Source organism: Bacillus sonorensis NBRC 101234 = KCTC 13918 (assembly GCF_001592005.1).
Lineage (GTDB): Bacteria > Bacillota > Bacilli > Bacillales > Bacillaceae > Bacillus > Bacillus sonorensis.
Genome location: NZ_BCVZ01000002.1, coordinates 58,791 through 85,771, shown reverse-complemented (window position 1 = coordinate 85,771; position 26,981 = coordinate 58,791). Strand labels below are relative to the sequence as shown.

The 26,981-nt window shown below is 49.4% G+C and carries 27 protein-coding genes and 1 riboswitch; of the genes, 26 read left to right on the top strand and 1 reads right to left on the bottom strand.

Features of this window, described 5'->3' with window-relative positions:
• Positions 1 to 108: 108 nt before the first annotated feature.
• From BTR1S_RS03125 to BTR1S_RS03030, 21 genes are all read left to right on the top strand, one after another.
• Positions 109 to 474 (top strand): TraR/DksA C4-type zinc finger protein, encoded by a 366-nt coding sequence (locus BTR1S_RS03125; RefSeq protein ID WP_006638249.1) that lies wholly within the window; start codon positions 109 to 111, stop codon positions 472 to 474.
• A gap of 45 nt (positions 475 to 519) precedes the next feature.
• Complete coding sequence (gene lspA / locus BTR1S_RS03120; protein ID WP_224254490.1) at positions 520 to 1,059, top strand: signal peptidase II; 540 nt, start codon at positions 520 to 522, stop codon at positions 1,057 to 1,059.
• A gap of 1 nt (position 1,060) precedes the next feature.
• Positions 1,061 to 1,975, top strand: coding sequence for an RluA family pseudouridine synthase (locus tag BTR1S_RS03115; protein WP_006638247.1), 915 nt, complete (start codon positions 1,061 to 1,063; stop codon positions 1,973 to 1,975).
• A gap of 183 nt (positions 1,976 to 2,158) precedes the next feature.
• On the top strand, positions 2,159 to 2,707 hold the full coding sequence (gene pyrR, locus BTR1S_RS03110) for a bifunctional pyr operon transcriptional regulator/uracil phosphoribosyltransferase PyrR (RefSeq protein WP_006638246.1): 549 nt from the start codon (positions 2,159 to 2,161) through the stop codon (positions 2,705 to 2,707).
• Between the two features lie 279 nt (positions 2,708 to 2,986).
• Positions 2,987 to 4,291: a uracil permease PyrP gene (pyrP, locus tag BTR1S_RS03105; RefSeq protein WP_029418527.1), complete on the top strand. Its 1,305-nt coding sequence runs from the start codon at positions 2,987 to 2,989 to the stop codon at positions 4,289 to 4,291.
• 149 nt (positions 4,292 to 4,440) lie between these two features.
• Complete coding sequence (locus tag BTR1S_RS03100; RefSeq protein WP_029418526.1) at positions 4,441 to 5,361, top strand: aspartate carbamoyltransferase catalytic subunit; 921 nt, start codon at positions 4,441 to 4,443, stop codon at positions 5,359 to 5,361.
• A complete protein-coding gene (gene pyrC, locus BTR1S_RS03095) occupies positions 5,345 to 6,631 on the top strand; it encodes a dihydroorotase (RefSeq protein WP_006638243.1) in 1,287 nt (428 codons plus the stop codon). Before BTR1S_RS03100 ends, pyrC begins: the two co-directional genes overlap by 17 nt.
• Positions 6,628 to 7,722, top strand: a complete 1,095-nt coding sequence (locus tag BTR1S_RS03090; RefSeq protein ID WP_006638242.1) for a carbamoyl phosphate synthase small subunit — start codon at positions 6,628 to 6,630, stop codon at positions 7,720 to 7,722. Before pyrC ends, BTR1S_RS03090 begins: the two co-directional genes overlap by 4 nt.
• On the top strand, positions 7,707 to 10,922 hold the full coding sequence (carB, locus tag BTR1S_RS03085) for a carbamoyl-phosphate synthase large subunit (protein WP_006638241.1): 3,216 nt from the start codon (positions 7,707 to 7,709) through the stop codon (positions 10,920 to 10,922). Before BTR1S_RS03090 ends, carB begins: the two co-directional genes overlap by 16 nt.
• On the top strand, positions 10,919 to 11,689 hold the full coding sequence (locus BTR1S_RS03080; protein WP_029418525.1) for a dihydroorotate dehydrogenase electron transfer subunit: 771 nt from the start codon (positions 10,919 to 10,921) through the stop codon (positions 11,687 to 11,689). The genes carB and BTR1S_RS03080 overlap by 4 nt, the downstream gene beginning before the upstream one ends.
• On the top strand, positions 11,689 to 12,624 hold the full coding sequence (locus BTR1S_RS03075) for a dihydroorotate dehydrogenase (RefSeq protein ID WP_006638239.1): 936 nt from the start codon (positions 11,689 to 11,691) through the stop codon (positions 12,622 to 12,624). The genes BTR1S_RS03080 and BTR1S_RS03075 overlap by 1 nt, the downstream gene beginning before the upstream one ends.
• Positions 12,593 to 13,312 (top strand): orotidine-5'-phosphate decarboxylase, encoded by a 720-nt coding sequence (gene pyrF, locus BTR1S_RS03070; RefSeq protein ID WP_006638238.1) that lies wholly within the window; start codon positions 12,593 to 12,595, stop codon positions 13,310 to 13,312. The genes BTR1S_RS03075 and pyrF overlap by 32 nt, the downstream gene beginning before the upstream one ends.
• A complete protein-coding gene (gene pyrE / locus BTR1S_RS03065) occupies positions 13,309 to 13,941 on the top strand; it encodes an orotate phosphoribosyltransferase (RefSeq protein ID WP_006638237.1) in 633 nt (210 codons plus the stop codon). Before pyrF ends, pyrE begins: the two co-directional genes overlap by 4 nt.
• A 190-nt stretch (positions 13,942 to 14,131) precedes the next feature.
• Positions 14,132 to 14,237: riboswitch (SAM riboswitch) on the top strand.
• A gap of 115 nt (positions 14,238 to 14,352) precedes the next feature.
• Positions 14,353 to 14,457 (top strand): YezD family protein, encoded by a 105-nt coding sequence (locus BTR1S_RS21550; protein ID WP_071583799.1) that lies wholly within the window; start codon positions 14,353 to 14,355, stop codon positions 14,455 to 14,457.
• 87 nt (positions 14,458 to 14,544) lie between these two features.
• Positions 14,545 to 15,246, top strand: a complete 702-nt coding sequence (locus BTR1S_RS03060; RefSeq protein WP_029418524.1) for a phosphoadenylyl-sulfate reductase — start codon at positions 14,545 to 14,547, stop codon at positions 15,244 to 15,246.
• An 11-nt stretch (positions 15,247 to 15,257) separates the two neighbouring features.
• Positions 15,258 to 16,322, top strand: a complete 1,065-nt coding sequence (gene cysP / locus BTR1S_RS03055; RefSeq protein ID WP_006638234.1) for a sulfate permease — start codon at positions 15,258 to 15,260, stop codon at positions 16,320 to 16,322.
• Positions 16,323 to 16,347: 25 nt separating this feature from the next.
• Positions 16,348 to 17,484: a sulfate adenylyltransferase gene (sat, locus tag BTR1S_RS03050; protein WP_029418523.1), complete on the top strand. Its 1,137-nt coding sequence runs from the start codon at positions 16,348 to 16,350 to the stop codon at positions 17,482 to 17,484.
• Positions 17,485 to 17,500: 16 nt separating this feature from the next.
• Positions 17,501 to 18,094 (top strand): adenylyl-sulfate kinase, encoded by a 594-nt coding sequence (cysC, locus tag BTR1S_RS03045; RefSeq protein WP_029418522.1) that lies wholly within the window; start codon positions 17,501 to 17,503, stop codon positions 18,092 to 18,094.
• Positions 18,095 to 18,251: 157 nt separating this feature from the next.
• Complete coding sequence (cobA, locus tag BTR1S_RS03040; protein ID WP_029418521.1) at positions 18,252 to 19,025, top strand: uroporphyrinogen-III C-methyltransferase; 774 nt, start codon at positions 18,252 to 18,254, stop codon at positions 19,023 to 19,025.
• A 1-nt stretch (position 19,026) separates the two neighbouring features.
• Positions 19,027 to 19,812 (top strand): sirohydrochlorin chelatase, encoded by a 786-nt coding sequence (locus tag BTR1S_RS03035; RefSeq protein WP_006638230.1) that lies wholly within the window; start codon positions 19,027 to 19,029, stop codon positions 19,810 to 19,812.
• Positions 19,793 to 20,287 (top strand): precorrin-2 dehydrogenase/sirohydrochlorin ferrochelatase family protein, encoded by a 495-nt coding sequence (locus BTR1S_RS03030; protein ID WP_006638229.1) that lies wholly within the window; start codon positions 19,793 to 19,795, stop codon positions 20,285 to 20,287. Before BTR1S_RS03035 ends, BTR1S_RS03030 begins: the two co-directional genes overlap by 20 nt.
• Positions 20,288 to 20,307: 20 nt before the next feature.
• Here the strand turns inward: BTR1S_RS03030 and BTR1S_RS03025 are convergent, their stop codons facing one another.
• Positions 20,308 to 22,023: an Rqc2 family fibronectin-binding protein gene (locus BTR1S_RS03025; RefSeq protein WP_006638228.1), complete on the bottom strand. Its 1,716-nt coding sequence runs from the start codon at positions 22,021 to 22,023 to the stop codon at positions 20,308 to 20,310.
• A 144-nt stretch (positions 22,024 to 22,167) separates the two neighbouring features.
• On the opposite strand from BTR1S_RS03025, the gene BTR1S_RS03020 reads away from it, so the two are divergent.
• The 5 genes from BTR1S_RS03020 to rpoZ all read left to right on the top strand — a co-directional run bounded on the left by BTR1S_RS03020 (position 22,168) and on the right by rpoZ (position 26,965).
• Positions 22,168 to 24,840, top strand: coding sequence for a calcium-translocating P-type ATPase, SERCA-type (locus BTR1S_RS03020; RefSeq protein ID WP_006638227.1), 2,673 nt, complete (start codon positions 22,168 to 22,170; stop codon positions 24,838 to 24,840).
• Between the two features lie 75 nt (positions 24,841 to 24,915).
• Positions 24,916 to 25,791, top strand: coding sequence for a YicC/YloC family endoribonuclease (locus BTR1S_RS03015; protein ID WP_006638226.1), 876 nt, complete (start codon positions 24,916 to 24,918; stop codon positions 25,789 to 25,791).
• Positions 25,792 to 25,868: 77 nt separating this feature from the next.
• Positions 25,869 to 26,138, top strand: a complete 270-nt coding sequence (remA, locus tag BTR1S_RS03010; protein ID WP_003181657.1) for an extracellular matrix/biofilm regulator RemA — start codon at positions 25,869 to 25,871, stop codon at positions 26,136 to 26,138.
• A gap of 8 nt (positions 26,139 to 26,146) precedes the next feature.
• A complete protein-coding gene (gene gmk / locus BTR1S_RS03005) occupies positions 26,147 to 26,761 on the top strand; it encodes a guanylate kinase (RefSeq protein WP_006638225.1) in 615 nt (204 codons plus the stop codon).
• Between the two features lie 3 nt (positions 26,762 to 26,764).
• Positions 26,765 to 26,965, top strand: a complete 201-nt coding sequence (rpoZ, locus tag BTR1S_RS03000) for a DNA-directed RNA polymerase subunit omega (RefSeq protein WP_006638224.1) — start codon at positions 26,765 to 26,767, stop codon at positions 26,963 to 26,965.
• Positions 26,966 to 26,981 lie beyond the last annotated feature (16 nt).

Below are 26,981 nucleotides of genomic sequence, written 5' to 3'. Positions count from 1 at the left end.
CCCAAACTTGACACTGATTTGAACGTCAGGAAAAATCTTATGGGCTTGGAGATCCAAGTTGGCGGCAACACTAAAAGCACAACGATAAGAGCAGGAGTTGATAAAGGCGTGAATAATCAGCTGGCGAGCATACAAAGCGAACTTCTTCAAATGAAGCAGGAACTGGAATCAAGATTGTTTGAATATTCCTTTTTTCAACAAGATTCACCGTCAATCAATTCATATCAGCAGGCGACTCTTATATACCATGTGAAAGAAGAACTCCAGGATGTGCTTTTAGCCCTGTCAAAAATAGAAAACGGGACATATGGGATATGCGAAGAAACGGGGCAGCCGATTCCGTACGCGAAAATGGCCGTTTTGCCGACGGCAAGGACGGCAAATGATTTTTTGTACCATATCCAATTTGAAAAAAAGACGCTGCCCATTTGGGCTGAAACTGATGATCCCTACAATGAGGCGCTTTATTCATGATGTTTGGAAAAGAGGGCAGACGATCTGTCCTCTTTTAGGATGTCAATGAATATTCCTTTACTCCTATACTTTTTCTTGATAAAATGCTTAAATGAAGAAAAACAGAAACTGGAGGAACGATTTGTGCCTTATTACATAATTGCACTGTTTATTATCGGTATCGATCAATTAACAAAATGGCTCGTTGTCAGCAATATGGTATACGGGGAAAGCATTCCTGTCATCGGCGGCTTCCTGCAGATCACATCGCACCGGAATACCGGCGCGGCATGGGGAATCCTCGCGGGGCAGATGTGGTTTTTTTATATCATTACAACGATTGTCATTGTCGGCATCATCTATTACATCCAGAAGCATGCAAAAGGGCAGAAGCTGCTCGGGATTTCGCTCGGCTTGATGCTTGGCGGCGCAATCGGCAATTTTATCGACCGGGTGTTCAGACAAGAGGTGGTCGATTTTATTCATGTGACGATCGTCAACTATCATTATCCGATTTTCAACATCGCTGATTCATCTTTATGCATCGGCGTCCTGCTCTTGTTTGTACAAATGCTGTTAGACGGAAAGAAAAAGAAGGAGCTGTAAAATGGAGCATTATGAAATGACCGTTCAGGAAGACCATAAGAGTGAACGGATTGATAAATATTTGACCGTGATGGAAACGGACTGGTCACGGACACAGGTTCAACAATGGATTAAAGAAGAACGCGTACAAGTAAACGACAAGGCTGTTAAAGCCAATTACAAGGTCCAGCCCGGTGATGTGGTCATAGTCGATGTTCCTGAGCCGGAACCGCTGGATGTTTTGGCAGAGCCGATGGATCTTGACATTTATTATGAAGACCAGGATGTCCTTGTCGTCAATAAACCGCGCGGGATGGTGGTTCATCCGGCTCCCGGCCATCTGACGGGAACGCTTGTCAACGGTTTGATGGCGCATTGCGATGATTTGTCAGGCATAAACGGCGTGATGCGGCCGGGGATCGTGCACCGGATTGATAAAGATACATCAGGCCTCTTGATGGTCGCAAAAAACGATATGGCCCATGAATCGCTTGTCAACCAGCTTGTCAAAAAGACGGTGACAAGGAAATACACGGCCCTCGTCCATGGCGTTATCCCGCATGACCACGGCACAATCGACGCTCCGATCGGAAGGGACAAAAAAGACCGGCAAAGCATGACGGTCACAAGAGAGAACGGAAAGCACGCCGTCACCCATTTCGAAGTGAAAGAACGGTTCGACGATTTTACGGTCGTTGAATGCCGGCTCGAGACGGGGAGAACCCATCAGATTCGGGTGCATATGAAATATATCGGCTTTCCTCTTGCCGGAGATCCTAAATACGGGCCGAAGAAAACGATCGATTTCAATGGACAGGCTCTCCATGCCGGAGTCTTGGGGTTTGATCATCCGCGTACGGGAGAGTATGTTGAATTTGAAGCGCCATTGCCTGAAGATATGAAAATTCTTCTCGACAATCTTCGAAATAAACATTGACAGACGATTTCTTTTTTGAAATAATAAACGAAGCTGAACAGATTCTTTAACACAGTCCAGAGAGGCTGAGAAGGATATCGGACAAGTGAATGATATGATTCGCTTAAAGAACCCCTCTCTGCCTTTTATGCAGAAGGGGTTTTTGTTTGATCCTTTTTAACAAAGAGATGAGGTGCGAAGGTCATGAGTGAACAGGAAAAGGCTGTTGTGCTTGACGAACAGGCGATCAGAAGGGCATTGACAAGGATCGCCCACGAAATGATTGAACGAAACAAAGGAATGAACGACTGCATCCTTGTCGGCATCAAGACGAGAGGCATTTATTTGGCGAAGCGCCTCGCCGAACGCATTGAACAAATTGAAGGAAACCGGGTGATTGTAGGAGAACTCGACATTACCCTGTACAGGGACGATTTGTCCAAAAAAACCGCCAATGAAGAGCCGCTTGTCAAAGGCGCGGATATTCCGGCTGACATTACCGATCAAAAGGTGATTGTCGTCGATGATGTCCTTTACACGGGAAGGACGGTCAGAGCGGCGATGGATGCGCTCGTCGACGTCGGACGGCCTTCGGCAATCCAGCTCGCCGTGCTTGTCGACCGCGGCCACAGGGAGCTGCCGATCAGAGCCGACTTCATCGGAAAAAACATTCCGACTTCTAAATCCGAAAAGGTCATGGTTCAGCTGGAAGAAGTTGACGGACGTGATCTTGCGGCAATTTACAAAAAATGAATGACAGCTTAGCTTGAAAACGTCCTGAAGTCGGGGAACAGTGAGCACCGAAGTGCAGCTGTGACGGCGAATGCAAACGTTTGTCAGCAAGCTGAGAATCCTTTTTTAAATGCATTCCAGTGAGTTTGCAAAGAGGGATGAGACACTTAGGAGTCACGCCAGCAGTGACGATTTTTGTCTGCCTCTTTGCGCATATGCAAAGAGGCTTTTTTAATGGGCGTTTTCTTTTTAGAGAGTAAGACATCATAGACAGTGAATCGATCATCAGGAGGAAAAATTATGAGTCAGAAAAACGTTAACTTAGATGTAAGAGAAGTGCCAAAACCGCTGAATTGGGTTTCGTTCAGTCTCCAGCATCTGTTCGCCATGTTCGGATCGACCATTCTCGTGCCGAAGCTGGTCGGCTTGAGTCCAGGCGTTGCACTGATCACAAGCGGACTTGGAACACTCGCATATCTCTTGATTACAAAAGGACAGATTCCGGCTTACTTAGGTTCATCATTCGCGTTTATTTCCCCGATCCTTGCTGCAAAAGCGGCCGGCGGACCGGGAGCGGCCATGATCGGCGCCTTTATGGCGGGTATCGTCTACGGATTGATCGCCCTTTTCATCCAGCGGCTTGGCACAGGTTGGCTGATGAAGCTTCTCCCGCCGATTGTCATCGGACCGGTCATTATCGTCATCGGACTCGGGCTGGCGAGTACAGCGGTCAATATGGCCATGTACGAAAATCCAAACGCCGAAACGCTTGTCTACAGCGCCAAACACTTCGGTGTCGCCGGGTTTACGCTTGCTGTGACTGTCATCTGTGCGATTTTCTTACGCGGGTTTTTCAGCCTGATTCCCGTGTTAATCGGAATTATCTGTGGATACTTGTACGCGCTCACTCAAGGAATTGTCGACTTTCAAATGGTAGCTGACGCCAAATGGTTTGCGGTTCCCGATTTCGTTCTTCCGTTTGTTGATTATACGCCGAGTGCAGCTGCGCTCATCATCGGACTTGCCATGGTGCCTGTCGCTTTCGTGACGATGTCTGAGCATATCGGACACCAGATGGTGCTGAGCAAAGTGGTCGGCCGGGATTTCATCAAAAAACCCGGACTTCACCGCTCCATCTTCGGGGACAGTGTGGCGACGATGCTCGCTTCATGCATCGGCGGACCGCCGACAACGACCTATGGAGAAAACATCGGCGTGTTAGCGATCACAAGGGTATTCAGCGTATTTGTCATCGGAGGAGCCGCAGTCATTGCCTTGTGCTTCGGATTTGTCGGCAAAATATCAGCACTGATCAGTTCGGTTCCTTCAGCCGTCATGGGAGGCGTTTCCTTCCTGTTGTTTGGCATCATCGCCTCAAGCGGGCTCCGCATGCTGATTGACAATAAAATTGATTTGGAAAACAAACGAAACCTGATTATTTCATCCGTCATTCTCGTCATCGGCGTCGGCGGCGCATTTATCAAAATTTCGGGATTTGAGCTGTCCAGCATGGCGCTTGCGGCAATTGTCGGAGTGATATTGAATCTTGTCCTGCCGGAAGCCAAGGAAGAACAGGACGGGACAGAGGCAGAAAATCATATATAGAAGACCTTTTAATGGAAGTCCAGAGAGGCTTGAAAGGGTTGCTGAAAAGAGAAGTGGGTTTTCACATTCTCTGATTCACTATACCCCAAGCCGCCATGGCTTGGGGTTTTTTTATAGAAAATTCCGATGAAAGCGGAGGCGAAAATATAGTGAAACATTTAACCGCAATGAACGAGTTGAGTATTGAGGACATTTTCGGGCTGATAAAAGAGGCGGAAGATCTGAAAAAAGGCAAAGCTCATCACACACTTTCCGGAAGGTTTGCCGCCAACTTGTTCTTTGAGCCGAGTACGAGGACACGCTTCAGCTTTGAAGTCGCAGAAAAAAAACTCGGGATGAATGTTTTGAATCTTGACGGTGTCTCGACAAGCGTCCAAAAAGGGGAATCTTTGTACGATACAGTGCGGACGCTTGAATCGATCGGAGCCGATGTTTGTGTGATCAGGCACTCAGAGGATCATTACTACAAGGACTTGGTTGGCCGCGTCGGCATCCCGGTGGTCAACGCCGGAGACGGCTGCGGCCAGCATCCTACACAATCTCTGCTTGACTTAATGACGATTTACGAAGAATTCAGCAGCTTTAACGGACTGACGATATCGATTCACGGCGATATCAAACATAGCAGAGTGGCCAGATCAAATGCCGAAGTCCTGACAAGGCTCGGCGCAACCGTTCTTTTCTCAGGACCTGACGAGTGGAAGGATAAGGATAATCCGTACGGGACGTATGTGCCGGCAGATGAAGCTGTTGCGAATTCAGATGTCGTGATGCTGCTTCGGATTCAGCATGAACGCCATCAGACGAAAGCGGATGACCGCGATTATTTGCAAACATTCGGTTTGTCTGCTGAGCGGGTAAAACGAATGAAAAAGGACGCGATCATCATGCATCCCGCCCCGGTCAACCGCGGCGTCGAGATTGACAGCACGCTGGTGGAATCTGCTCAATCAAGGATTTTCAAACAAATGGAAAACGGCGTCTACATCAGAATGGCGGTTTTAAAACGGGCGCTCGAACAAGGCGAAAATGAAAAAAGGGGAGATCAAGCTTATGTCTTATTTAATTAAAAACGGCTTCATGCTGAATGAAAATGGCGAAACAGTAAAACGGGATATCAGGATTACAGGCGAAGTCATAAGCGAAATCGGAAACATTGAAGCCGCACCGGCTGAATCGGTTATTGATGCAGAGGGGCTGCTCGTCTCCCCGGGGCTTGTCGATCTTCACGTCCATTTCAGAGAGCCTGGCGGAGAAAAAAAGGAGACGATCGAAACGGGTGCAAAAGCGGCGGCAAGAGGCGGGTTTACGACAGTCGCCGCAATGCCGAACACACGCCCGGTTCCCGATACGAAGGAACAGATGGAATGGCTGACAAACCGCATTCGGGAAACGGCTTCTGTAAGGGTACTTCCGTACGCATCGATCACTATTAGACAAATCGGTGAAGAAATGACCGATTTTGAAGGGCTCTCAGCTGCAGGCGCATTCGCCTTCACTGATGATGGCGTCGGCATTCAAAACGCGGGGATGATGTATGAAGCGATGAAAAAGGCGGCGTCTTTAAATAAAGCGATTGTCGCCCATTGTGAAGACAATTCTTTAATCTACGGGGGCAGTGTACACGACGGTGAATTTGCCAAATCCCACGGCTTAAACGGGATTCCTTCCGTATGTGAAGCAGTCCATATCGCAAGGGATGTGCTGCTCGCGGAAGCGGCCGGCTGCCATTATCATGTCTGCCATATCAGCACGAAGGAATCGGTCAGGGCCGTCCGTGATGCCAAAAAAGCGGGAATCCGCGTCACGGCTGAAGTAACGCCGCACCATCTGCTGCTCTGTGACAGCGACATACCCGGACTTAATACAAATTACAAAATGAATCCGCCTCTCAGAAGCGAGGAAGACCGGGAAGCGCTTTTGGAAGGACTGGCTGACGGGACGATTGATTTTATCGCAACTGACCATGCGCCGCATACGGAAGCGGAGAAACAGCAGACCATGAGCCTCGCCCCGTTTGGAATCGTCGGATTGGAAACGGCTTTTCCGCTTCTTTATACGCACTTTGTCAAAAACGGCGAGTGGACATTAAAGCAGCTGCTTGATTATATGACGGTTAAGCCTAGCGAGGCGTTCGGGCTGCCTTATGGAAAACTTGAAGAAGGCCGGCCGGCTGACATTACATTGATCGATCTCGAAAAAGAAGAAAAGATTGATAAAAACAGCTTTCTTTCCAAAGGGAAAAATACGCCGTTTGACGGCATCAGCTGTTTCGGCTGGCCGGTTATGACAATGGCCGGAGGAAAACTCGTTTACAAAGAGGGGAGACTTGTAAAATGAAAAGACGTCTAGTACTTGAAAACGGAACGATATTTGAAGGGAATGCCTTCGGCAGTCTGGAAAACAGCATGGGGGAAGTCGTCTTCAACACCGGAATGACAGGCTATCAGGAAATCCTCTCAGACCCGTCTTACTGCGGACAGATTGTCACCTTAACCTATCCTTTGATCGGAAACTACGGCATTAACAGAGATGACTTTGAATCGATCACGCCTTATGTCAAAGGGTTTATTGTAAAAGAGTTATGTCAACTTCCATCAAACTGGCGTTCGGCATACACGCTTGATGAATATTTAAAAATGAAAAACATTCCGGGCTTATCCGGCATCGATACAAGAAAACTGACAAGAATGATCCGCACGGCGGGTACGCTGAAAGGGGTGTTTGCCGGTCCTGACGAGGATGTGGACGCTTTGGTCAGAAAAATGAAAGAAACAGAGCTTCCGACGGATCAGGTCAGCCGGGTGTCAACGAAAACAGCATATCCGAGTCCTGGAAGGGGGAAACGGATCGTGCTTGTTGATTTCGGCATGAAACACGGCATTTTAAGAGAATTGAATAAGCGCAAATGCGATGTTATCGTGGTGCCCCACAATATCACAGCTGAAGAAGTCATGCAGCTGAAGCCAGACGGGGTCATGCTGTCAAACGGACCGGGGGATCCAAAGGATGTGCCTGAAGCGATCGCCATGATCCAAAACATTCTCGGCAAGGTGCCTTTATTCGGTATCTGCCTCGGACATCAGCTGTTCGCGCTCGCCTGCGGCGCAGAGACCGTCAAAATGAAGTTCGGCCACCGCGGCTCCAATCATCCGGTAAAAGAGCTTAAAACCGGCAGAGTATCGATTACGGCGCAAAATCACGGCTACACGGTATCATCCGTTGAAAATACGCCGCTTGAAGTGACGCACGTGGCGATCAATGACGACACGATTGAAGGGCTGAAACACAAATACATGCCCGCTTTTACCGTTCAGTATCACCCGGAAGCTTCACCGGGACCTGAGGATGCCAACCATTTATTTGACCAATTTCTGCAGATGATTGAAACTACAGAGAAAGAAGGGGAAACGGTATGCCTAAACGCGTAGACATAAAAAAAATCTTGGTGATCGGATCTGGGCCGATTATTATCGGCCAGGCGGCGGAATTTGATTATGCGGGTACACAAGCCTGCCTCGCTTTAAAAGAAGAGGGCTATGAAGTCATTCTTGTCAACTCTAATCCGGCGACGATTATGACCGATACGGAAATGGCGGACAGGGTCTATATCGAACCGCTGACACTCGAGTTTTTAACGCGGATTATCAGAAAAGAGCGGCCAGACGCGATTCTGCCTACCCTTGGCGGCCAGACGGGGCTGAACTTGGCGGTCGAATTGTCAGAGCACGGCATTCTGGCGGAATGCGGCGTTGAAGTGCTAGGCACGAAATTGTCAGCGATTCAAAAGGCGGAGGACCGCGATTTGTTCAGAAGCTTGATGAATGAGCTGAATGAGCCGGTGCCTGAAAGCGATATTATCCATTCTTTAGAAGAGGCGCGCGATTTTGTCGAGCGAATCGGCTTCCCGGTTATCGTCAGACCTGCCTATACGCTTGGCGGAACAGGCGGAGGGATCTGCTCAAACGAAAACGAACTGAAGGAAATCGTGGAGAACGGTTTGAAAATGAGTCCTGTTCACCAATGTCTGCTTGAAAAGAGTATCGCCGGATATAAAGAAATTGAATACGAAGTGATGAGGGATTCAAGCGACCATGCGATTGTCGTCTGCAACATGGAAAACATCGATCCTGTCGGCATCCATACGGGGGACAGCATCGTCGTTGCGCCGAGTCAGACTTTAAGCGACCGCGAATATCAAATGCTCCGCAATGTATCCTTGAAGATCATCCGGGCGCTTGAAATCGAAGGCGGCTGCAATGTGCAGCTGGCGCTTGATCCGGACAGTTTTCAATACTATATCATTGAGGTCAATCCGCGCGTCAGCCGCTCATCGGCGCTTGCCTCAAAGGCGACCGGCTACCCGATTGCGAAGCTTGCCGCCAAAATCGCCGTCGGTCTGTCTCTTGATGAAATGATGAATCCTGTGACAGGAAAAACGTATGCTTCTTTTGAACCGGCGCTGGACTATGTCGTCTCAAAAATCCCGCGCTGGCCGTTTGATAAATTTGAATCGGCAAACCGCAAGCTCGGCACACAGATGAAAGCGACGGGCGAGGTCATGGCGATCGGCAGAACGTGGGAGGAATCGCTCCTGAAAGCCGTCCGCTCACTTGAAGCAGATGTGTACCATCTCGAATTGAAAGACGCTGCAGACATCACGAATGACGTGCTTGAGAAGCGGATCAAAAAAGCGGGCGACGAACGGCTCTTCTACTTGGCGGAAGCGATCAGAAGAGGCTATACCATCAGCCAGCTCCACGAATTTTCAGCGATTGACCTTTTCTTCCTCCATAAGCTGGAGGGCATCATCCGTTTTGAAGAGACGCTGAAAGCGGGACGCGGCGATCTCGGGCTGCTCAAAGAAGCGAAAGAGCTTGGTTTTTCCGACCACTTCATCAGCCGCCTGTGGGCTATGCCTGAAAGACAGCTGTATGAGCTCAGAAGAGAAGCGGGCATGATTCCGGTTTATAAAATGGTGGATACATGCGCGGCCGAGTTTGAATCGGAAACGCCTTATTTCTACAGTACGTATGAAGAAGAAAACGAATCGGAGAGAACCGCGAAAAAGAGCGTGATCGTTCTTGGCTCAGGGCCGATTCGGATCGGCCAGGGGGTTGAGTTTGATTATGCCACAGTGCATTCGGTCTGGGCGATCAAAGAAGCAGGCTATGAAGCGATTATCATTAACAACAACCCTGAGACGGTTTCGACTGACTTCAGTATTTCCGACAAGCTCTATTTTGAACCGCTGACAATTGAAGATGTCATGCATGTCATTGATCTGGAACAGCCGGAAGGCGTCGTCGTCCAGTTCGGCGGCCAGACCGCGATCAACCTCGCCAATGAATTGGCGGAGCGGGGCGTCAACATTCTCGGAACATCGCTCGAAGATTTGGATCGCGCCGAAGACCGCGACAAGTTTGAGCAAACGCTTGAAACACTGAATGTTCCGCAGCCGCTCGGGAAGACGGCGACATCTGTAGACGAGGCCGTTACAATCGCCGGACATATCGGCTACCCTGTGCTTGTGCGTCCATCATATGTTCTCGGCGGACGGGCGATGGAAATCGTCTACCACGAAAACGAGCTTCTCCATTATATGGAACACGCGGTCAAAATCAATCCGCAGCATCCTGTGCTCATCGATAAATATTTGATCGGAAAAGAAATTGAAGTCGATGCGATTTCTGACGGCGAAACGGTCGTCATACCGGGAATCATGGAGCATATCGAACGGGCCGGCGTCCATTCCGGAGACTCAATTGCCGTCTACCCTCCGCAATCGCTCTCAGAAGAGATCAAGAAAAAGATCGAACAGTACACGATTGAGCTTGCGAAAGGGTTAAACATTATCGGACTGCTTAACATTCAATTCGTCCTGTCAAAAGACGAGGTCTATGTCCTGGAAGTGAATCCGCGGTCAAGCCGCACGGTGCCGTTCCTCAGCAAAATCACCGGAATTCCGATGGCGAATCTGGCGACAAAGGTCATTCTCGGCGGAAAGCTTGCAGACTTTGGCTTTACTCAAGGCCTTCAGAAAGAACAGGAAGGCGTCTATGTAAAAGTTCCCGTCTTCTCCTTCGCAAAGCTGAGAAGGGTGGACATCACACTCGGCCCTGAAATGAAATCGACGGGTGAGGTCATGGGGAAAGATACGACATTGGAAAAGGCGCTTTACAAAGGGCTGATTGCCTCAGGCATCCAGATTCCGAACTACGGATCTGTGCTCCTGACCGTCGCTGACAAGGACAAAGAAGAAGGCCTTCATATCGCCAAACGCTTCCATGCCATCGGCTACAACATATTGGCTACGGCAGGTACGGCAGGCTATCTGCGGGAAGCATCCATCCCAGCGAAAACCGTCGGGAAAATCGGCGAGGAAGGCACGAATCTGCTTGACGTCATCCGCAATGGGGAAGCGCAGTTCGTCGTCAATACGCTGACAAAAGGAAAGCAGCCGGCAAGAGACGGGTTCAAAATCAGACGCGAATCCGTCGAAAACGGTGTGGCCTGCCTGACGTCATTAGATACGGCCGAAGCGATTTTACGGGTGCTTGAGAGCATGAGCTTCCGCGCGGATCATATGCCTGCTGCCAACATGGCTCAAGAGGCGGCTGCCGTCAAATGAAAAAGGGATATATGACGGTTCGTTCCAATGATTGCATCGCTGACGGCATTTACCAAATGGTGCTGAAAGGGGAGCTCGCTGAATCGTGCAGCGCCCCCGGCCAGTTCCTTCATTTGAAAGTCGCTGAATCTGTCGCTCCTTTATTACGGCGTCCGATCAGCATCGCCCGGATTGATAGGGACAAACAGGAAATCACGATCATTTTTCGGAAGGATGGAGAAGGAACCCGGCTCCTTTCCTTAAAGGAAAAAGGCGATCTCGTCGATTGCCTCGGCCCTCTGGGAAACGGATTTCCGGCAGACGAGCTCAAATCCGGCGGAACGGCTCTTCTAGTCGGCGGAGGGATCGGCGTCCCCCCTCTCTATGAACTGTCCAAACAGCTGACAAAGCGGGGCGTCCATGTTGTGCATGTGTTGGGGTTTGCGTCAGCCAAAGACGTGTTTTACGAGCGGGAATTTGCCGAGTACGGCCCTGTATATATTGCCACAGCGGACGGCACCCATGGGGAGAAAGGATTTGTCACCGATGTCATCGAGGCAAAAGGCCTTCAATTTGACTATCTGCTCGCCTGCGGCCCGACCCCTATGTTAAAGGCTTTGAAAGACCGCTATCCCGAAAAAGAGGTTTATTTATCGATGGAAGAGCGGATGGGCTGCGGAATCGGCGCCTGTTTTGCCTGTGTATGCCATACGGATCAAAGTGAAAAACCGTATGTAAAAGTTTGTCTGGACGGACCTGTTTTCAAAGCGCAGGAGGTGCTTTTGTAATGCTTGACGTAAATTTGCCCGGCCTCAAATTAAAAAATCCGATCATGCCGGCATCCGGATGCTTTGGTTTTGGAAAAGAGTTTGCAAACCTTTATGATCTTTCATGCCTCGGGGCGATCATGATCAAAGCGACAACGAGCGAGCCCCGCTTCGGGAATCCGACGCCAAGGGTCGCAGAAACACAAGCGGGCATGCTCAATGCGATCGGATTGCAGAATCCCGGTCTTCAGGCTGTCATGGAGCACGAGCTTCCGTGGCTGGAACAATTCGATACACCGATTATCGCCAATGTAGCCGGATCACAGCTTGAAGATTATGTGGAGGTTGCCGAAGAAATCAGCAAAGCTCCGAATGTCCACGCGCTTGAACTGAATATTTCCTGCCCGAATGTCAAAACAGGCGGGATCGCGTTCGGTACACGTCCGGAAATGGCAGCCGAGCTGACAAAGGCTGTTAAACAAGTGTCCAGCGTTCCGGTCTATGTCAAATTGTCTCCAAATGTCGCCAATATCACTGACATCGCCTTAGCCATTGAAGAAGCGGGGGCAGACGGTTTGACGATGATCAACACGCTGATCGGCATGAGGCTCGATCTGAAAACGGGCAAGCCGATTTTGGCAAATAAGACCGGAGGATTATCTGGCCCGGCCGTAAAACCGGTAGCCATCAGGATGGTTTATGAAGTCAGTCAGGCGGTAGACATCCCGATCATCGGCATGGGCGGCGTTCAGTCTGCGGAAGATGTGCTTGAATTCCTGCTGGCGGGGGCAAGCGCAGTCGCGGTCGGCACTGCCAATTTTGTCAATCCATTCGCCTGCCCGGAGATCATTGAAGAACTGCCGCGCGTTTTAGAAAAATACGGATACGGGTCTTTGACCGAATGCATCGGAAGGAGCTGGAAGCATGAACAATACGCCGCCAATCATCGCGCTTGACTTTGCATCTGCGCCGGAAACATTTGCGTTTTTGAACCGGTTTGACGGAGAGGAGCTTTTTGTGAAAGTCGGGATGGAGCTGTTTTATCAGGAAGGTCCTTCAATTCTTGAACAATTAAAACATAGAAACTGCCGCATTTTCCTTGATTTGAAGTGCCATGACATTCCGACGACCGTATATAAGGCAATGAAAAGGCTGGCGGGGTTTGGCGTCCATCTTGTCAATGTGCACGCTGCAGGCGGAAAACGGATGATGGAAGCCGCTCTTGAAGGTCTTGAGGCGGGGACGTCCGCCGGACAAAAACGTCCGTCATTAATCGCCGTAACACAGCTGACGAGCACATCTCCGGAAATGCTTCATGAGGAGCTCCTGATCAAAACGCCGCTTGCGGAAACCGTTCTTCACTACAGCAGGTTCGCAGAGGAAAGCGGGCTGGACGGCGTTGTCTGTTCCGTCCATGAAGCAGAGCGCATCTATCAGGAGGTATCTCCGTCGTTTCTGACTGTGACGCCTGGAATCCGGTTGGCTGATGATCAGAAAAACGACCAGGTCAGAGTAGCGACCCCGGCCGATGCAAAGGAAAAAGGCGTGTCGGCGATCGTTGTCGGCCGTTCTATCACCAAAGCTGAGGATCCGGTTGCTGCATATCAGAAAATAGTACGGGAATGGAAGGGGATCAAAGCATGAAAACAGAAATTGCAAGCCATCTTTTAGCGATCAAGGCGGTTTTCCTGCGGCCGAACGAGCCGTTTACATGGGCGAGCGGCATGCTGTCGCCGATTTACTGTGACAACCGTTTGACGCTGTCATATCCCGAAGTGAGGGATGATATCGCGTCAGGCCTCGCCGGGCTGATAAAAGACAAATTTCCGGAAGCGGAAATGGTCGCAGGCACGGCGACAGCGGGCATACCGCATGCCGCCCTTGCCGCTGACAGGCTCCGTTTGCCGATGTGCTATGTCAGAAGCAAACCGAAAGCGCACGGAAAAGGAAATCAAATTGAGGGGACGGTCAAGAACGGACAGAAAGTCGTTGTTATTGAAGATTTAATCTCGACGGGCGGAAGCGTGCTTGAAGCGGTTTCCGCTCTAAAAAAGGCCGGCTGCGATGTCCTCGGCGTCGCCGCCATCTTCACATACGGTCTTCCGAAAGCGGACATCGCCTTTAAGAATGCGGATGTCGAGTATCACACCCTGACCGATTACGATACATTGACGGAAACCGCGCTTGCCGGAGGATACATCAGTGAAGCCGATGCCGGAAAACTGAAAGAGTGGAAAGCAAATCCCGAGTCGAGAGCTTGGATTGAAAAATAAGAAAGCCGTCTCCCTTTTTAAGGGAACGGCTTTTTTAATTTGATGAAACCGCGGTTTTTCTGTTTTTTTCATGCTTTTGACCGGTTGAAATATAGTAAAATAGCATCATTTTTATTTTTCATTAATCCTATAAAAAAAGTCGGGTTGACTTTTGTTCGAATTGTGCTAAAATTTTAAAATAACAAAAGCAGACTTATCAAGAGCGGTGGAGGGACTGGTCCGATGAAACCCGGCAACCTGCGTGCAAGCGCAAGGTGCTACATCCAGCAAAATGCGCTCATTTTGAGAGATAAGGAATATGTAAAGTTCCTCGTCTTTCTTTCAAATTTGGAAGAAAGATTTTAATTTTTTAGGGCAGAGGAGGAGCTGGCAATGAAAAGAGATGAGCAGCTCGAAAAAGTGATCATCAAAATGAAAGACATGCTGAAAGACATGAATTACGGATCCATCACATTCGTTGTTCAAGATGGAAAGGTCATTCAAATCGAAAAAAATGAAAAAATAAGATTGAAATAGCTGACTAGACAAACTAGAGGCGGTTTTCACAGAAGTTTTTTTCTGCTCGAAGCCGTTTTTTTGTTGGCGAAAAAGGGGGAACCGAAAATATTTACTTACAGTACATGGGAAGAACCAAAAATCGCTTTTCAAGAGGATGATTCATATAAAGGGGCATTATCGGTCCTGAAATGGGCGTACGGCCATTACGGGGATCAGCTCGTATACGCATGCAGCTTCGGAATCGAAGGGATCGTCCTGATTGATTTGATTTATAAGGTGAAAAAGGACGCCGTCATCGTATTTCTTGATACAGGTCTGCATTTTAAAGAAACGTATGACACGATTGAGGCTGTCAAAGAACGATATCCGGGCCTTCAGATTATCATGAAGAAACCGGAGCTTACGGTTGAACAGCAGGCTCAGCAATACGGGGACAAACTGTGGGAGACCAATCCGAATTTCTGCTGTGAAATAAGGAAGGTCATTCCACTCCGCGAGACGCTGTCAGCTTACCCGGCATGGCTGTCAGGGCTGCGCCGCGAGCAATCCGAAGGGCGGAGAAAGACGAACTTTTTAAATAAAGACGAAAAATTCAAGTCTATCAAAGTCTGTCCGCTCATCCATTGGACATGGAAGGATATTTGGAGATATGTGACAAAACACGATCTGCCGTACAACCCGCTCCATGACAAAGGATACCCGAGCATCGGCTGCGCGCCGTGCACCTCTCCGGCTTTTACGATGGACGATCTCCGCTCCGGCCGCTGGAATGGATCAAATAAAACAGAATGCGGATTACACGAGTAAGGAGATGAGTTATGGAACTTGCCGCCATTTTATTTAGCATGTTTTTTGCGATGAACATCGGAGCGAGCGGTGCAGCGGCTTCCATGGGCATCGCCTACGGATCTGAAGCGGTGAAAAAAAAGCTTCACGCGCTCTTGATCTGTGCGGCCGGCGTTCTCTCCGGAGCCGTCATCGGCGGGGGGAACGTCGTGAAAACGATTAGTTCGGGCATCATTCCCGAGCGGGTGATTTCGCTTGAAATCGTCTGCATTATCATCGGGTCCGCCGCCTTGTCGCTTTTTATCGCAAATGTTCTCGGCATCCCGCTTTCAACGAGTGAAGTGACAGTCGGATCTGTCGTCGGAGTAGGTGTCGCATATCAAGTTTTGTTTGTCAAATCTTTGTTTGTCATCGTCCTGTTCTGGGTAGTCGTTCCGGTCGCAGCTTTTTCTTTTACCTTTGCCATGGCAAAGTTTATGAAGAAAACAATAAAGCGCCGCGCTGCGGGGAACAAAGCGAAGATTTTGACGGTTCTGCTGTTAATCAGCGGATTTTTTGAGGCTTTTTCAGCGGGAATGAACAATGTCGCGAACGCTGTCGGCCCTTTGGTGGCGGCACATGTTTTGACAGTCGGGGAAGGAACGCTGTACGGCGGACTGTTTGTCGCGCTCGGCGCCCTTTTATTGGGCCGCCGCGTTCTTGAAACAAACGGCAAAAAGATTACCAGATTTTCAAAAGGAGAAGGAATCCTTCTTTCAAGCACGGGAGCCGGGCTTGTCATTCTCAGTTCCATGTTCGGCCTTCCCGTTCCGCTCGCACAGGTGACATCATCGTCTATTATCGGGATGGGCATGGCGAAAAACGGCGGCAATGTTTTTCATAAACAGGTGGTCAAAACGATGCTGAAAGTGTGGATCGTATCGCCGTTCCTTTCATTAAGCCTGTCTTATATGCTGGTCAGCCTTTTATTAAAAGGAGACTATTATGCTCTCATCGTCGTTACGAGCGTTCTTTTGGCATCTGTCGGGACGATCAGCCTGGTGAGGGCAGTGAAAAAAGAACATAGCTCCGTCCATGAACAGGGCGGGGGAATTTAAACATCTAGTAGGGGGAAATAATGTTATGAGTTTAGCGCCACACGGCGGTGTATTGGTTAACCGCGTCAATGAAGCATATGATGTTCAACATATCGCACTGGAAATCGAACTTGATTTGATCGCTTTTGCCGATTTGGAGCTGGTTGGAATCGGTGCATACAGCCCGATCCAAGGCTTTTTAACAGAAAAAGACTACCTATCAGTCGTTGAAAATATGAGACTTGCAGGCGGTCAAGTCTGGACGCTTCCGATCAGCCTTCCCGTCAACGAACGAAAAGCCGCCGAGCTAAAAATCGGCGATACCGTCCGTCTCACATATCAAGGGGAAACATACGGGGTCATTGACATCGAAGACATCTATACGCCCGACAAGAAAAAAGAAGCGGTCAACGTCTATAAAACCGATGATCTCAACCATCCGGGCGTAAAAAAATTGTTTGAACGGGGAAACGTCTATGTCGGCGGCCCGATTACACTCATCAAACGCAGCGAAAAACAGTTTCCCGCTCATACGTTCGAACCGGCGGAGACAAGACGGAAGTTTGCCGAGCTCGGCTGGAAAACGATTGTCGGATTCCAAACCCGGAATCCGGTGCACAGAGCGCATGAATACATCCAAAAAACCGCGCTGGAAACCGTCGACGGACTTTTCCTCAACCCGTTAGTCGGGGAAACCAAATCAGACGATATTCCGGCAGACGTCCGGATGGAAAGCTATCAAGTGCTTCTTGACGGATACTACCCGAAAGACCGCGTCTTCCTCGGCGTCTTTCCGGCAGCCATGCGCTATGCAGGCCCGAAAGAGGCGATCTTCCACGCGCTCGTCAGAAAAAATTACGGCTGTACCCATTTCATCGTTGGAAGAGATCATGCGGGAGTCGGCGATTATTATGGAACATATGAGGCACAGGAGCTGTTCGATCAATTCACACCTGAAGAAATCGGCATCACGCCGCTGAAATTTGAACACAGCTTTTACTGCAATGTATGCGGCTCGATGGCGACGGCGAAAACATGCCCTCACGACAAAGAACACCATGTCATTTTGTCCGGCACAAAGGTACGGGGAATGCTGAGAAACGGCGAATTCCCGCCAAGCACATTCAGCCGTCCTGAGGTCATTCAAACATTAATCAAAGGCTTAGCGGCCGGAGTTTCTTAAAAAAGGGGGGAGACTGTTGGTGAATAAAGACATCGTTTGGCATGAAGCATCCATTACAAAACAGGAATATCACGAAAAAAACAAGCATAAAAGCTCGATCATTTGGCTGACGGGTTTAAGCGGATCGGGGAAATCGACGATTGCCAACGCAGCCGCCCGCCAACTGTTTGAAGAAGGCTTTCAGGTCACAGTGCTTGACGGTGATAATGTCAGACACGGCCTGAACAAAGATCTCGGTTTTTCCGATGCGGACCGTAAAGAAAACATCCGCCGGATCGGCGAAGTCGCCAAGCTGTTCGTCGAACAGGGCACGATCGTGATTACGGCGTTTATTTCTCCTTTTAAAGAAGACCGCGATCTGGTCAGACAGCTCGTCGAGAAAAACGAGTTCCATGAAGTGTATGTCAAATGTGATTTGGCAACGTGTGAGCAAAGAGATCCGAAGGGCTTGTACAAAAAAGCGAGAAACGGAGAAATTCCATTTTTCACGGGAATCGATTCACCATACGAAGAACCGGAAGCGCCTGAACTCGTACTCGATACGGGGAGTCATGACCGGAACGAGTGCAAAGACCGGCTCGTCGAATATGTGAAAGCGCAAGCGAAATAAAAACCGAAAACGCGTGAATAGGAAAGTGCAGCAGATGCACTTTCCTATTTCATAAAGAAAACGTTTGGTACCTGTGATATTTTCAACAACCGAACGCTTTCTTTATGATTTATAATGAAGAGAAAAGATTTTGATTCGATCGGGGGAAAGAAACAAAATGGGGAAAGTGTATATCGTTGGGGCAGGTCCTGGAGACCCCGATTTACTGACAATCAAAGCTTTAAAAGCCATCCAAAAAGCCGATGTTATTTTATATGACCGGCTTGTCAATAAACAGATTTTACAGCATGCAAAAGCGGGGGCAGACCTGATCTACTGCGGAAAACTTCCCGATTATCACATGATGAAGCAGGAGACGATCAACCATTTTCTCGTCAAATATGCGAAAAAGGGAAAAACCGTAGTCAGGCTAAAAGGGGGAGATCCTTTCGTGTTCGGCAGAGGCGGCGAGGAAGCTGAAAGCCTCGCAGAGAACGGGATTTCTTTTGAGATCATTCCGGGAATCACCTCGGGGATCGCAGCCGCGGCGTATGCCGGCATTCCCATGACCCACCGGGAGGCGAGCTCAAACGTTGCGTTTGTGACAGGCCACTATAAAGAAGAAGAAGACTTTGAAGAGAAATGGAAAGCGCTGGCGACGGGAATCGATACCCTTGTCATTTATATGGGGATCAAAAACGTCAAGCAAATCGAAAGGCTGTTAATAGAAAACGGCCGCGACCGGTCGACACCGGCGGCTTTCATTCATTGGGGGACGACAAACAAGCAGAAAACGGTGCTTTGCACGGTTGAGTCGCTTGCCGCAACCGTTGAAAATGAAAAAATTTCCAATCCGAGTCTCATCGTCGTTGGTGATGTGGTCAATTTCAGCTCCCGTTTAAACTGGTTTGAAAACGGACTGAAAAATAATGAATTAAGCGAGGCGCTTTAAGATGAAACAAGCGATACTGTATATCGGCCACGGCAGCCGTCTGACAAAAGCCCAAAAAGAAGCAGCCGCATTTTTGGAAAGCTGTAAACAACATATGTCTGCGCCCATTCAGGAAATCTCATTTTTGGAGCTTGCAGAACCTGATATTGAAACGGGATTTAAAGCCTGCGCGGAAAAAGGCGCGACACATATCGCAGCGGTTCCGCTTTTGCTTTTGACCGCCGCACATGCCAAACAAGACATCCCCGAGGAAATCGCGCGAGCGTCTTCGCGATATCCTTCCATCCATGTCACTTACGGCAAACCGATCGGCGTCGATCAGGAAGTCGTCAAAGCCGTTTTCACACGGATTGAAGAAACGGGAGTTCCTTATGAACATGCGAGGGTTGTCCTGATCGGAAGGGGCAGCTCAGATCCGGATGTCAAACGCGACATCACTAAGATCGCCGCCCGCCTCAAAGCGCTCGCACCGGTCGCCGAGGTCATCCCTTGTTTTATGACTGCTTGTGCCCCGAATTATCTCGATGTTTTTGCAGAGCTTAAAGAAAGCGGCGGAAAAACGACTTTCATCGTTCCGTATTTGCTGTTTACCGGGATGCTGATGAACGAGATTAAAAGGGAGACCGAAAAACTGAAGGAAGTCAATCCGGATGTTGTGCTGTCTGAATATCTCGGCTTTCACCCGCATGTCAAAAACGCGTTTTTAAACCGGGTGAAGGAAGCCGTTTGCAATCAAGATCCATCTTTTGTCTTCAAAGGAGCAGCCTATGCTTCCCCTTCACATTAATCTGAGCGGAAAACAGGTCGTCATCGCCGGAGGAGGACGGATCGCGGCAAGGCGGCTGCGGACGGTGCTGGATGAAGGGGCGTCTGTCACCGTCGTCAGCCCGGAAGTATCGGCTGCTATGCTTGAGCTGATTGAAAAACACCGGATTTGCTGGAAGCGGAAAAAAGCGGAGCCGGAAGATGCAGAAGACGCTTTTCTCGTCATTCTCGCCACCGATGATCCCGAGACGAACAAGCGGATAGCCGATTCAGCGCGAGACCGCCAGCTCGTGAATGTCGCGAGTGAGGCGGAGCGCGGGAATGTATACGTACCGAAAATCATCAAAAAAGGAAACATCACCATCAGCGTCTCGACAAACGGCGCAAGCCCGGGCCATGCGATTGAATTGGCCGGGCGGATCGACGGGCTGGTCGATGATCAGCTCGTCCGGGAGATCGATGAGCTTTTCCGAAAAAGAAGAGGCCCGAACCGTTGACGGTTCAGGCCTTTTTACATTCAGCGCGACTTCTTCAGCTTGATGACGAGATCTTCATCAGGCGTCACAAAAACAGTTTGCTGCCGATCATAGGTGACAAACCCTGGCTTAGCCCCATTCGGCTTTTTGACATGGCGTATTTTCGTATAGTCGACAGGAACTGAAGCGGAGTTTTTGGCTTTACTGTAGTAGGCCGCGATCTGGGCCGCTTCAAGGATCGTTTTCTCGTCGGGATCGCTTGATCTAATCACGACGTGTGAGCCCGGGATATCTTTTGTGTGAAGCCAGATGTCGTCGCGGGCGGCGAACTTCATCGTCAAATATTCGTTCTGCTTGTTGTTTTTTCCGACCAAAATCGTCACTCCCGCTGTGGATTCGTACGTTTCAAGGGAAGGTGCCTGCTTCTTTTGTTTTTTCTGGCCGGGCTGCTGTTTGGCGCGCAAATATTTTCCCTCTTGCAGCTCCTCGCGGATTTCGTGCAAATCTTTTGGCGAAGCTGAAGCCAGCTGCTGTATCAGCTGGTCGAAATAAGCGATCTCTTCTTCGGCGAGTCTGATTTGTTCTTTGACGACCTCTACCGAATTTCTCGCTTTCTGATATTTTGTAAAATAGCTTTGGGCGTTTTCAGACGGCGTTTTATTCGGATTGAGCGGAATCGTGACCTCCCCGCCGTTTTCATCATAATAGTTGATGACTTTGGCTGTTTTATCGCCTTTTTTCAGTTGATAAAGGTTTGCCGTCAAAAGCTCTCCGTAAAGCTGGTAGGTCGTGGCGTTTTCTGATTGCTCAAGCGTTTTTTCCAGCTTTTTGATCTTGTTTTCGTTCTTTTTCTTTTCGTTCATGACGAATCGTTCCAAATCATGGGCCTGTTGTTTGACGCGGTCCCTTTCCGCTTTTCCGAAATAATAGCGGTCAAGGAGTCCGCTCAGCGACTCAAATATTCGTTTTTCCCCTTTTATATGCGTCAAATCAAGGAGATAAAAATATTCCTTTCCGTCTTCCGTTACAAGCTGGGGCGCGAATCTCCGCTCTTTGATGTCTGCGAACATCTTCATCAGCGCAGCAGGCAGTGTTGCCCTGTTTGCAAGACCGGCCCGATATACGGCTTCCTTCGCAAACAGCGGGGAAACTCCCGAAAACGTTGCAACAATCTGCCTGTCCAATTTCCCTTCTTGAAAATTCAGGTGGCGGAGAATGTCTTCTTCTTCCGTCTCAAGCGGTGACCGCTTGTTTTGCGCGGGAGGCAGGATGTAATCGTAGCCGGGAAGAACGGTCCGGTAGCTGTTGACCGATGGCGAAAGATGTTTCAGACTGTCAATGATCACGTCTTTTTCCCCGTCAGTCAAGACGATATTGCTGTGCCTTCCCATGATCTCCACCACGAGCTTTCTGATCAGTGTATCACCGACTTCATTTCGGCTTCTGATGTGAAATACCATCACCCTGTCCAAGCCGATCTGTTCAATCTGCTCGACAAAGCCGCCCTCTAAATGCTTCCTGAGCAGCATGCAAAACATCGGCGGAGCGCTCGGATTGTCATATGCTTCCTCTGTGAGATGAACCCGGGCATAACTGGGGTGGGCTGAGAGCAGCAATTTGCGGTTTTTGCCGTTCGCCCTAATGTGAAAGATCAGCTCATGCTTAAACGGCTGGTGGATCTTCGTGATCCGGCCGCCCTGAATGGTTTCGTTCAGTTCTTTAATCATTCCGTATGTGAAAATGCCGTCAAAAGACATATCAAAAACACCCTTTTCTCATTAATCCTCTTCCTCAATTGTCCGTCGAATAATTATAGCATGATTTTGGACGAGTCTGAATAAATTGACTTATAGAGACTCAATTCTCAGAAAGCTTTAAGGGCAGGAGGAGTGGACGATTCAATGAAATGGCACGAGATGGGACAAACCGAATTGCTAAACGTAACAAAAACGTCCATTAGCAAAGGATTAACAGAAAAAGAAGCGGCAAAGCGGCTTGAAAGACATGGTGCAAATGAACTTCTTGAAGGCGAAAAAACCTCGGCATTGGTCTTGTTTTTTTCGCAATTTAAAGATTTCATGGTTCTTGTGCTGCTTGCGGCGACACTCGTTTCCGGTTTTTTGGGTGAATATGTCGATGCGGTAGCCATCATTGCGATTATCTTCGTCAACGGCATCCTCGGGTTTTTCCAGGAAAGAAAGGCGGAAAAATCGCTTCAGGCGCTGAAGGAATTGTCGGCACCGCAAGTGACGGTGCTCCGCGAAGGAAGCTGGATCAAAATTCCTTCAAAAGAACTTGTGCCTGGAGATGTCGTTCGCTTTTCAAGCGGCGACAGGATCGGCGCCGATCTCCGGCTGATCGAGACGAAAAGCCTTGAAATCGAAGAATCGGCTCTTACCGGCGAATCCCTTCCTGTGTCTAAGCACTCGGAACGTTTTCACGCTTCTGATGTCTCATTGGGCGATTTGACGAACATGGCCTTTATGGGAACGCTCGTAACAAGGGGGAGCGGCACCGGAATCGTTATTGGCACGGGGATGAACTCGGCGATGGGAAAGATCGCCGATATGCTAGAATCGGCCGGAAATACAGCAACACCGCTGCAAAGAAGGCTTGAAGAGCTCGGGAAAATCCTGATCATCGCCGCGCTGTTGCTAACACTGCTTGTCGTGGTGGCGGGCGTTGTTCAAGGACATGATGTGTACAGCATGTTTTTAGCCGGGGTTTCCCTTGCCGTCGCCGCCATCCCCGAAGGATTGCCGGCGATTGTCACGGTCGCCCTTTCCCTCGGCGTTCAGAGGATGATCAGGCAAAAGTCGATCGTCAGAAAGCTGCCTGCTGTTGAAACATTGGGATGCGCCTCGATTATTTGCTCTGATAAAACGGGGACGATGACGCAAAACAAAATGACGGTCACCCATGTCTGGTCAGAGGGGAAAACGTGGAATGTGTCGGGCATCGGGTATGATCCGCAAGGCTCCTTCAGTATCAACGGCCGGGACATTCAAATCAAAAACCACAAATCTTTGCAGCAGGTGTTGCTGTTTGGCGCATTGTGCAATTCATCCTCCATCATCGAAGAAGACGGCGAGTTTCGTTTGGATGGCGACCCGACGGAAGGCGCTCTGTTGACGGCCGCAAAAAAAGGCGGATTTACGGACCGGTATGTAGCCGAACACTTTAAGATTGTCGAAGAGTTTCCGTTTGATTCCGCCCGGAAAATGATGTCCGTGATCGCGGAGGACAGAAACGGCAAGCGCTTTGTCATTACAAAGGGCGCCCCCGATGTTTTAATGAAACGTTCTTCAACGATTTTAAACGAAGGCAGGCGTGAGCCGTTTACAAAAGAAAGGCTGGCCGAAACCGGCTCCGTGCTGGAAAAGCTCGCCTCCCAGGCACTGAGGACCATCGCCGTCGCCTATAAACCGATCAAGGAGACGGGAAATCTTACGCTTGAAAAAGCGGAGTCGGATTTAACATTTATCGGGCTGTTGGGAATGATTGATCCGCCGCGTCCGGAAGTGAAAAAGGCGATTAAAGAATGCCGCGCCGCCGGAATCAAAACGGTCATGATCACAGGCGATCATGTGACAACGGCAAAGGCGATTGCGAAAGACCTGGGCCTTTTGCCGCGAGGCGGAAAAGTGATAGACGGACAGAGGCTGAATGAGCTCACACAGGAAGAGTTGGCGGAAATCGTTGACGATGTATACGTGTTTGCAAGGGTATCGCCCGAACACAAGCTGAAAATCGTCACCGCCTATCAGGAAAACGGCCATATTGTCGCGATGACCGGAGACGGCGTCAATGATGCGCCTGCCATCAAGCAGGCCGATATCGGCATCGCCATGGGCATCACCGGAACAGACGTCGCCAAGGAAGCTTCGTCACTGATTCTCGTCGATGATAATTTCGCCACCATCAAGTCGGCGATCAAAGAAGGGCGCAACATCTATGAAAATATTAGAAAGTTCATCAGATATTTGCTCGCCTCAAATGTCGGCGAAATTCTGGTCATGCTGTTTGCGATGATGCTTGCCCTGCCGCTGCCGCTTGTTCCGATTCAGATCCTTTGGGTCAACCTTGTGACAGACGGACTGCCTGCCATGGCGCTCGGGATGGATCAGCCGGAAGGCGATGTGATGAAGCGGAAGCCGCGTCATCCGAAAGAGGGGGTCTTTGCCAGGGGTCTGGCCTGGAAGGTCGTATCGCGCGGCTTTTTAATCGGTGCGGCGACGCTCGCGGCGTTCATGTTTATTTACAACCGCAATCCCGATGCGCTTGTATATGCCCAGACCGTCGCTTTTGCAACCCTTGTGCTCGCCCAGCTCATCCATGTGTTTGACTGCCGGAGTGAACGGTCCATTTTCGACCGCAATCCGTTTGAAAATATCTATTTGCTCGGCGCTGTGCTGTCATCGATTTTGCTGATGCTGGTCGTCATTTATTATCCGCCGCTGCAGCCGATCTTCCACACCGTGCCGATTTTAATGGCGGACTGGCTCTTGATTATCGGAATGTCGGCCCTCCCAACTTTTTTGCTTGCCGGGTCACTTTTGACAAGAAAAAAATAGGCTTGTATGATATAATCTTAAAGGTAATAGAGGTTTCTATTGCCTTTTTCACTTATAAAGAATTGGGTGTGTTTTATGATACGGAGTATGACCGGTTTCGGCAGCGCGAGCAAAACGGAGGATGGACTGACAGTGGCTGTTGAGCTGAAATCTGTCAACTATCGGTTTAAAGAAGTGAACGCCCGCATGCCAAGGCCATTGCTCTATTTAGAAGACAAAATAAAGCAGACGATTTTTAAGCATATACAAAGAGGACGGTTGGAGCTGTTCGTTTCTGTTGACGGCGAGGCGCTGGTCAGCCGGAAAATCAAGGTTGACTGGCCGCTGCTTGAGGAATATATGAAGACCGCTGACGAAATGAAGGGCCGCCATAAGCTTTCGGGCGAGATCACGCTTCGCGACGCGCTGCAGTTCGAGCACGTCATCCAAATCGAAGAGGAGCCCGTTCGCCATGAACAGCTTGAACGGGTGCTTCTTGAGGCGGTTGAAGCGGCTGTTCTTGAACTGTGCGGGATGCGCGAAGCGGAGGGGCGGAGGCTTAAAGAAGACTGCCTTCAGCACATCGCCAAGCTTGAAAAGCTGACAGACGACATCGCTGCGCTCGCTCCCGCGGTTGTCGGCCATTACCGCGAACGTCTGGAGGCGAGGCTTGAAGAATGGTCGTCAGACCGTTTGGACGAAAGCCGCCTCCTGACGGAAGTGGCCCTGTTCGCAGACCGTTCTGACATTACCGAGGAAGTGACAAGGCTGAAAAGTCATTTCCGCCAGTTCCGCGATATTTGTGACACTGGCGGCGCTGCCGGGCGCAAGCTCGACTTTCTCGTTCAGGAATTAAACCGCGAAGCCAACACGATCGGCTCAAAGGCAAATGATCACCAAATCACAAAACATGTGGTCGAAATGAAAAGCTCTATTGAAAAAATAAAAGAACAAGTGCAAAATATAGAATAGCGATTGTGCGTATTGTTTACGGACGATCTCATCAGGTTAAACTAGAGACGTCCAAAAATACAGGGGGAACGTATAGGATGACGATTAAACTGATCAATATCGGCTTTGGGAATATCATATCCGCGAATCGGCTCATCTCCATTGTGAGTCCTGAATCCGCGCCTATCAAACGGATGATCCAGGATGCGAGAGACCGCGGCATGCTCATAGATGCTACATATGGAAGAAGAACGCGTGCGGTTGTCATTATGGACAGTGACCATATCATCTTATCTGCCGTCCAGCCTGAGACAGTAGCACAAAGGCTTTCTGTTAAAGAAGAAATCATGGATGAAGGGCAGGGATAAAAAGCTTTATGAATGAAAGAGGATTATTAATCGTTCTCTCCGGCCCTTCAGGCGTCGGTAAAGGGACAGTCAGACAGGCGCTGTTTGCTCAGGAGGACACAAAATTTGAATATTCGATTTCCGTGACGACGAGAAAGCCGAGAGAAGGCGAACGGGACGGAGTCGACTACTTTTTTAAAACGCGTGAAGAGTTTGAAGAAATGATCGAGAACAACAAGCTGCTCGAATGGGCTGAATATGTCGGCAACTACTACGGAACGCCCGTCGACTACGTCGAAAAAACGCTTCAGGAAGGAAAGGACGTTTTTCTTGAAATCGAGGTTCAGGGCGCGCTTCAAGTGAGAAAGGCGTTTCCTGAAGGGCTCTTTATCTTTTTGGCGCCCCCGAGCCTTGCCGAACTGAAAAACCGGATCGTCACAAGGGGGACGGAAACAGAAGCCCTCATTGAAAACCGGATGAAAGCGGCGAAGGAAGAAATCGAATTGATGGACGCCTATGATTATGTTGTCGAAAATGACAGCATCGAGCTTGCTTGCGAAAAAATTAAAGCAATCGTTCTCGCCGAACATTTAAGGCGCGACCGCGTTGCCCCGAGATATAAGAAAATGCTGGAGGTTGAATAACATATGCTAGATCCGTCTATTGACTCTTTAATGAATAAGCTTGATTCAAAATATACGCTTGTGACTGTAGCTGCAAGACGCGCCCGCGAAATGCAGATAAACAAGGATGAACAGATCGAAAATCCGAAGTCGCATAAATTTGTCGGCAGAGCCCTGGAAGAAATCGATGCCGGCCTGCTTACATTTGAAAAGGAAAATCGCTAATAGCCGGAAAAATAGC